The sequence below is a fragment of the Pseudomonas sp. RW10S2 genome (assembly GCF_014268985.1).
Taxonomy (GTDB): Bacteria; Pseudomonadota; Gammaproteobacteria; order Pseudomonadales; family Pseudomonadaceae; genus Aquipseudomonas; species Aquipseudomonas wayambapalatensis.
Genome location: NZ_JABWRO010000065.1, coordinates 24139 through 30334, shown reverse-complemented (window position 1 = coordinate 30334; position 6196 = coordinate 24139). Strand labels below are relative to the sequence as shown.

Below are 6196 nucleotides of genomic sequence, written 5' to 3'. Positions count from 1 at the left end.
GCGGGCAAGCCAGGACGTCCCGCCGCCCAATCCCGATCGAACAAACTATCCTTCATAAAGGTCAACCTTTAGGCGCGTCACCGTCGGTCTGTTACCGCCGGATGACAGACCCGAAGACGATCCCGGAGGGATGCTGATCGTGCACATCGCTGACATCACCATGTTCTACGCCCCGGCCAGCGGCGGTGTACGGACCTATCTTGATGCCAAACACCATCGCCTCGACGCCATGCCCGGCGTACGCCACAGTCTTCTGATCCCCGGCCCCAGCGCCCGTGATGCCAATGGCATCTACCAGGTGCCAGCCCCGCCCTTGCCGTTCGGCAAGGGCTACCGTTTTCCGGTACGCCTGACGCCCTGGTGCAACGTGCTGCGCGATCTCAAGCCTGACCTGATCGAGGTTGGCGATCCCTACCTCACCGCCTGGGCCGCCCTTGAGGCGGGACGCAAGCTGGACGTGCCGGTGATCGGCTTCTATCACTCCGACCTGCCATTGCTGGTCAGCAACCGCATGGGCAACTGGTTCACCCCCAATGTCGAAGCCTATGTCAGCAAGCTCTACGGCAATTTCGACCGGGTGCTGGCGCCGAGCCAGGTAATGGCCGACAAACTGCGCCGTCTTGGCGTGCGCGATGTGCATGTACAGCCCCTGGGAGTCGACCTGAATACCTTCCACCCCGACAGGCGCGACCCGCACCTGCGCGCCCAGCTCGGCCTTCCCGATACCACTCGTCTGCTCGTCTTCGCCGGTCGCGGCTCGCGGGAGAAGAACCTGCCAGTGCTGCTCGAGTGCATGGGCCACCTGGGTCGCCATTACCACCTGTTGCTGGTCGGCTCGAACATGCCGGCCAACGTGCCGGACAATGTCAGCGTGATCGACCACTTCTGCCCCGCTGATGAAGTGGCCCGCCTGCTCGCCAGTGCCGACCTGTTGCTGCACGCCGGTGACCAGGAAACCTTTGGCCTGGTGATACTCGAGGCCATGGCCAGCGCCACACCGGTGGTCGCCGTGCGCGCCGGGGCTTTCGGCGAGATCGTCAACGACCAGTGCGGGCGCCTGTGCCAGGCCAACGACAGCCAGGCAATGGCCGGGGCAGTGCGCGAAATCTTCGAAGCCGGCGTGCGCCCCCTAGGCGCCCAGGCCCGTCGCCATGTGGAGCAGCATTACTCATGGGATAGCGTGGTCGATGGCCTGTTGCTGCACTACCAGGCCGTGCTTGGCCTGTCGCCACAGGTACGCGCCCATGCGTGAAGCGCCCGCCGATTCGCGTAGCCTGATGCTGGTGCTGCACGATGTGGCGCCCGAAACCTGGCCCGACTACCGTCCCTTCGTCGAAGCCGTCGATGCAATGGGCGACGTGCCCATGACCTGGCTGGTGGTCCCGGACTTCCACCACCGCAACGCATTGGCCCGCTCCCCGGACTTCTGCCGTCTCCTCGATAGGCGCCTGGCGCGCGGCGACGAGCTGGCACTGCACGGTTTCTACCACGCCGACGATGGCCCTGCCCCACGCGGGCCTGCCGAGTACTTCATGCGCCGGATCTACACCCATGAGGGCGAGTTCTATGCGCTGGAGCAGCGCGAAGCCCTGCAACGCCTGGAGGCTGGCCTGGCCCTGTTCGCCCGCCAGGGCTGGCCAGTCGCAGGCTTCGTCGCGCCCGCCTGGCTGATGAGCGAAGGCACCCGCCAGGCCCTGCGCGGCCTGCCGCTGCGCTACACCAGCACACCGCAGCACCTTTATCGGCTGCCGGACTTCACCGCGATCGAAGCTCCCGGGCTGGTCTGGAGCGCCCGCAGTGCATGGCGCCGCGGTCTGTCACGGGTGCTCTGTGACTGGCAAGCCCGGCGCTGGCGCCAGGCCGAAACCCTGCGCCTGGGCCTGCATCCGGTGGATATGCGCCATGCCAGCGCACGCAACTATTGGTTGCGCACCCTGCGTGAATTGATCGAGCAAGGGCGTGAGCCTCTGACCAAATCCGCCTGGCTGGAGCGCAGGACCTGCCCATGAACCGCCTCGCCTGGCTGGGGCTGACGCTGCTGCTCGCGGTGCTGGTTCCGGGCATTCTGGGCGGCAGCCAACTGCTGCCGCGCCTGCAGACGTTCGACCCAGGGCTGATGGCGACCCTGCTGGGCATGATCCTGCTGTGCTGGATCATCAACGCCGTGCGCCTGCGCTTGCTGCTCGGCCAGCAGGGTGCACAACTGGGCAGGGTACGCAGCCTGGGCGTGGTAATGGCGACTGAGTTCGCCATCTGCACCACCCCCGGCGGTAGCGGAGGTCCTTTGACCCTGATGACACTGCTGGCCCGCGAACGCATTGGCCCGGCCCGCAGTGGCGCGGTGTTCGCCATGGACCAGTTGAACGACCTGCTGTTCTTCTTCTGCGCCATGCTGGCAATCGCCGGCTACGCCCTGTTCCACAGCCTGGGTCGCAGCCAGGAAAGCATGCTGCTGGGCAGCGCCGCCTTGCTGTGTGGCGCGCTGGCGGCAATCGTCGTGCTGCTGCGCTACCGGCGTGGCGTGATGCGCAGGAACGGTCGACTGCTGCAATGCCTGGGTTTGTCGACCGGCCGTCGGCGGCGCTGGGCGCGCACGCTGCTACGCTTCACCCGGGCACTGGCCGACACCTGGCGCCTGCCCAAGCGCACGCTGGCGCTGGTATTCGCCCTCACCTGCGCGCACTGGAGCTTGCGCTACAGCGTGCTGTATCTGGTATTGAGGGGGCTGGGGGTAGAGCTGTCGTGGATTCCGAGCTTCCTGGTGCAGATGCTCTCGCTCAGTGCCGGCCAGTTCAGCCTGCTGCCAGGCGGCGCAGGGGCCGCCGAGCTGACGTCGGCGACCCTGCTGTCGCCACTGGTGGGCAGCTCGACAGCAGCGGCGGCGATCCTGATCTGGCGCGCCGTCACTTATTACTTCTATCTGCTCGCCGGGGGGCCGGTGTTCGTCTGTCTGCTGGCGCGTCCGTTGCTGGAGCGCTGGCGGCGTCAGGCGGGTTGAGCTGCTCCCAGAGCTCGGCGGCACCTTCGAACTCGGTGCCGTCTTCATCGCTCAACGCCTCGGGGTCGTAGCGCGCCAGGCAGCCTTCACCGAGTGTCGGCGGTGGCTGGGCACCAGCCTTGTCACGCGGATCGGCCATCTGTGCAGGCTCCGGTCAGTCGAAGACCACGGTCTTGTTGCCGTGTACCAGCACGCGGTCTTCCAGGTGATAGCGCAGACCGCGGGCCAGCACCATCTTCTCCACGTCACGACCGAAGCGGACCATGTCCTCGATGCTGTCGGCGTGGTTCACACGCACCACGTCCTGCTCGATGATGGGACCTGCGTCCAGTTCTTCGGTGACATAGTGGCAGGTGGCACCGATCAGCTTCACACCACGCAATGCAGCCTGGTGGTAGGGCTTGGCGCCGACGAACGACGGCAGGAAGCTGTGGTGGATGTTGATCACACGCCCGGCGTAATCCTGGCACAGCTGTGGCGGCAGGATCTGCATGTAGCGCGCCAGTACCACTACATCAGCGCCATGCTCGGCAACCAGGCGCGAAACTTCGGCGAAGGCCGGGGCCTTGTCTTTCGGATCGACCGGCACGTGGAAAAACGGAATACCGTGCCACTCGACCATGCTGCGCAGGTCGTTGTGGTTGGAAATCACGCACGGGATATCACAGTCCAGTTCATCGGTGTGCCAGCGGTGCAGCAGGTCGGCCAGGCAGTGCGACTCGCGGCTGGCCATCAGCACCACGCGCTTCTTCTGCGCCGAGTCGGTGATGTTCCAGCTCATGGAGAACTCTTCGGCGATCGGCGCGAAGGCCTCGCGGAAGGCCTCGATACCGAATGGCAGGGATTGGGCGCGGATTTCATGGCGCATGAAGAACCACCCGCTCTGCTCGTCGGAGTGGTGGCTGGCTTCGTTGATCCAGCCGTTGTACAAGGCCAGGAAGTTACTGACTTTTGCCACGATGCCGACGCGGTCGGGACAGGCAATCGTCAGACGGTAGGTGCGCATGGATGAGACTCCGGAAAACTTCGCAAAGGCGCACATTCTAGCCATCTGCCGTGAAAAAGGCAGTAACCATTGGCCTGCGCGCTCCTGCGTGGCAGCTCAATGCAGACTCTGAGCACCCGCAAGCAGGCGGATGAGGATTGACGAGGCACAGAGACGCAACATGTAAATTTTTCTTTACCGAAGCGCTGTTATTGTTGCTTCAAAATGATTTGACATTTGAGCCCCTTATTAATTGTTTACTTGCGAGTATTGCCTGTCTATTATTGGCCCACTGTCTCTCTGTACATTCACCAAGGAACACTCCATGTCCCTGATCAACGAATACCGCGCCACCGAAGAAGCCATCAAGGAACTTCAAGCTCGCCTCGCCAACCTGTCGCAAGATGACAAGCTGAAAAAAGAGCTGGAATTCGAAGGCAAACTGCGCGCACTGATGGGCGAATACTCCAAGTCGCTGCGTGACGTGATTGCCCTGCTCGACCCGGAATCCAAACTGAGCAAGGCACCCCGTGGCGCCGCCAAGACCACCAGCACCAAACGTGCTCGCAAGGTCAAGCAATACAAGAACCCGCACAACGGTGAAGTGATTGAAACCAAAGGCGGCAACCACAAGACCCTGAAAGAATGGAAAGCCAAGTGGGGTGGTGACGTGGTTGAAAGCTGGGCAACCCTGCTGGGCTGATCCCGGCAACTGCCTTAAGGCTTCAGCAAAACGCCGGCTCATCGCCGGCGTTTTTATTTATTCTGCCAACGCATAGTGCGTTCGCAGTGTACGGACATGTGCAAGCCATGCCTCCAGGACCTGCCGCCCGGCATCGTCCGTATCGACCAGACGGGCCTGCGCCGCCTGCTCGAAATCGCCCAGGGTGTTGGGCGCTCCCAGGCGCGGATCGCTCAGGCGCTGCTGGCAGAAGCGGTGCCAGCGTTGTTGCTCCTGTTCGTTCAAGGTGTCGATAAAGTTGCGCGCCCGGTAGCGGAACAATAGCTCAGGCATGCGTGCATCATCGAACATCCAGTGCCCCTGCCCCAACTGTCGCGGATCGCTCAAACGAACTTGTTCACACAAGCGACGATCACGATCCCCGAGAAATCCCTCGTACAACTGTTGCTCGGGATCTTCGCTGGGTGCGAACTCATCTGCGCTGTAGAGGCTCTCCAGCTTGTCCCGCCAAGCGTCTTGCTGCTGAATCAATTGATCGGCTCGAGACTGAACAAGCGACATATCAAGACCCAGTCGCTGTTGATCGGCCGGGCGCAATACGCTCAATGGCGCAACCACAGGACATTTGTTGATGTGCACCAACTTCAGCGGAACCGGCAATTCCCCGTCAGCCAATTCCTCGCGCCGCGTGTACAAACGCGAACGCAATACCTCGGCACTTTCCCTTATTAAAGGCGAGTTTTCCATGTGCAGGTCGCACACAATCAGTGCATTGCGATTACGCGGGTGCCAGGCCAACGGCAATACCACCCCCAGGTAACTACGCTCGCTGGAGAAACGCCCGGAGATATGCACCAGTGGCTGAAGCAGGCGAATCTGCTCCATGACCTTGTGCTTGCTACGCAACTGGAACAACCAGTCATAGAGTTTGGGCTGGCGTTGGCGAACCAGGCGGGCTAACGCGATGGTGGCGCGGACATCGGACAATGCCTCGTGAGCATGGCCGTGATCGATCTTGTTGGCCTTGCTCAGCAACTCCAGGCGCAGGCTGGTGCGTCCGTCCTGCTGCGGCCAGACGATACCTTCCGGGCGCAGGGCATAGGCGGTACGCATCACGTCGATCAAGTCCCAGCGGCTGTTGCCACCCTGCCACTCACGGGCGTAGGGATCGAAGAAGTTGCGGTAGAGGCTGTAGCGGGTGACTTCATCATCGAAGCGCAAGGTGTTGTAGCCTGCGCCACAGGTGCCGGGGCGCGACAACTGTTCATGCACCCGGGTCATGAACTCCGCTTCCCCCAAGCCTTTTGCCATCAGTTGCTCAGGGGTGATGCCCGTCACCAGGCAGGCGGCGGGGTGCGGCAGGATATCGTCGGAGGGGCGGCAATACAGGTTGACCGGTTCGTCGATCTCGTTGAGCTCGAAATCGGTGCGTACGCCTGCAACCTGCAGCGGTCGGTCGCAGCGCGGGTTGATACCGGTGGTTTCGTAGTCGTGCCAGAAGATGCTGGAGCTCACGGTGTCGTCCTGTACA

General features: G+C 62.6%; 7 protein-coding genes. 4 read left to right on the top strand and 3 right to left on the bottom strand.

Annotated features, from left to right (window positions below):
* The first annotated feature begins 130 nt into the window (after nt 1-130).
* Genes HU729_RS15290 through HU729_RS15280 form a run of 3 tightly spaced genes read left to right on the top strand, consistent with a single transcriptional unit; the run spans nt 131 to nt 2998 of the window.
* Entirely contained in the window at nt 131-1252 is a 1122-nt protein-coding gene (locus tag HU729_RS15290) for a glycosyltransferase family 1 protein (protein WP_186667295.1), read from the top strand.
* Entirely contained in the window at nt 1245-2009 is a 765-nt protein-coding gene (locus tag HU729_RS15285) for a DUF2334 domain-containing protein (RefSeq protein WP_186710829.1), read from the top strand. Before HU729_RS15290 ends, HU729_RS15285 begins: the two co-directional genes overlap by 8 nt.
* Nucleotides 2006-2998, top strand: coding sequence for a lysylphosphatidylglycerol synthase transmembrane domain-containing protein (locus tag HU729_RS15280; RefSeq protein WP_186710827.1), 993 nt, complete (start codon nt 2006-2008; stop codon nt 2996-2998). The genes HU729_RS15285 and HU729_RS15280 overlap by 4 nt, the downstream gene beginning before the upstream one ends.
* On the opposite strand, the gene HU729_RS25865 is transcribed toward HU729_RS15280, so the two are convergent.
* A complete protein-coding gene (locus tag HU729_RS25865) occupies nt 2904-3137 on the bottom strand; it encodes a hypothetical protein (RefSeq protein WP_238343260.1) in 234 nt (77 codons plus the stop codon). The two genes, HU729_RS15280 and HU729_RS25865, sit on opposite strands and share 95 nt — an antisense overlap.
* A 15-nt stretch (nt 3138-3152) precedes the next feature.
* Nucleotides 3153-4004 (bottom strand): formyltetrahydrofolate deformylase, encoded by an 852-nt coding sequence (gene purU / locus HU729_RS15275; RefSeq protein ID WP_186667298.1) that lies wholly within the window; start codon nt 4002-4004, stop codon nt 3153-3155.
* 304 nt (nt 4005-4308) lie between these two features.
* On the opposite strand from purU, the gene mvaT reads away from it, so the two are divergent.
* The gene (gene mvaT / locus HU729_RS15270) at nt 4309-4686 is read left to right on the top strand and encodes a histone-like nucleoid-structuring protein MvaT (RefSeq protein ID WP_186667299.1); all 378 of its coding nucleotides are present in this window, start codon (nt 4309-4311) and stop codon (nt 4684-4686) included.
* A 57-nt stretch (nt 4687-4743) separates the two neighbouring features.
* Here mvaT and sbcB read toward each other — a convergent pair whose 3' ends face one another.
* The gene (sbcB, locus tag HU729_RS15265; protein ID WP_186710826.1) at nt 4744-6180 is read right to left on the bottom strand and encodes an exodeoxyribonuclease I; all 1437 of its coding nucleotides are present in this window, start codon (nt 6178-6180) and stop codon (nt 4744-4746) included.
* Nucleotides 6181-6196 lie beyond the last annotated feature (16 nt).

Excerpts from the sequence above, each read along its gene's own strand:
- HU729_RS15290 (WP_186667295.1), top strand. The coding sequence starts at position 131 with ATGCTGATCGTGCACATCGCTGACATCACCATGTTCTACGCCCCGGCC.
- HU729_RS15285 (WP_186710829.1), top strand. The coding sequence starts at position 1,245 with ATGCGTGAAGCGCCCGCCGATTCGCGTAGCCTGATGCTGGTGCTGCAC.
- HU729_RS15280 (WP_186710827.1), top strand. The coding sequence starts at position 2,006 with ATGAACCGCCTCGCCTGGCTGGGGCTGACGCTGCTGCTCGCGGTGCTG.
- HU729_RS25865 (WP_238343260.1), bottom strand. The coding sequence starts at position 3,137 with ATGGCCGATCCGCGTGACAAGGCTGGTGCCCAGCCACCGCCGACACTC.
- purU (WP_186667298.1), bottom strand. The coding sequence starts at position 4,004 with ATGCGCACCTACCGTCTGACGATTGCCTGTCCCGACCGCGTCGGCATC.
- mvaT (WP_186667299.1), top strand. The coding sequence starts at position 4,309 with ATGTCCCTGATCAACGAATACCGCGCCACCGAAGAAGCCATCAAGGAA.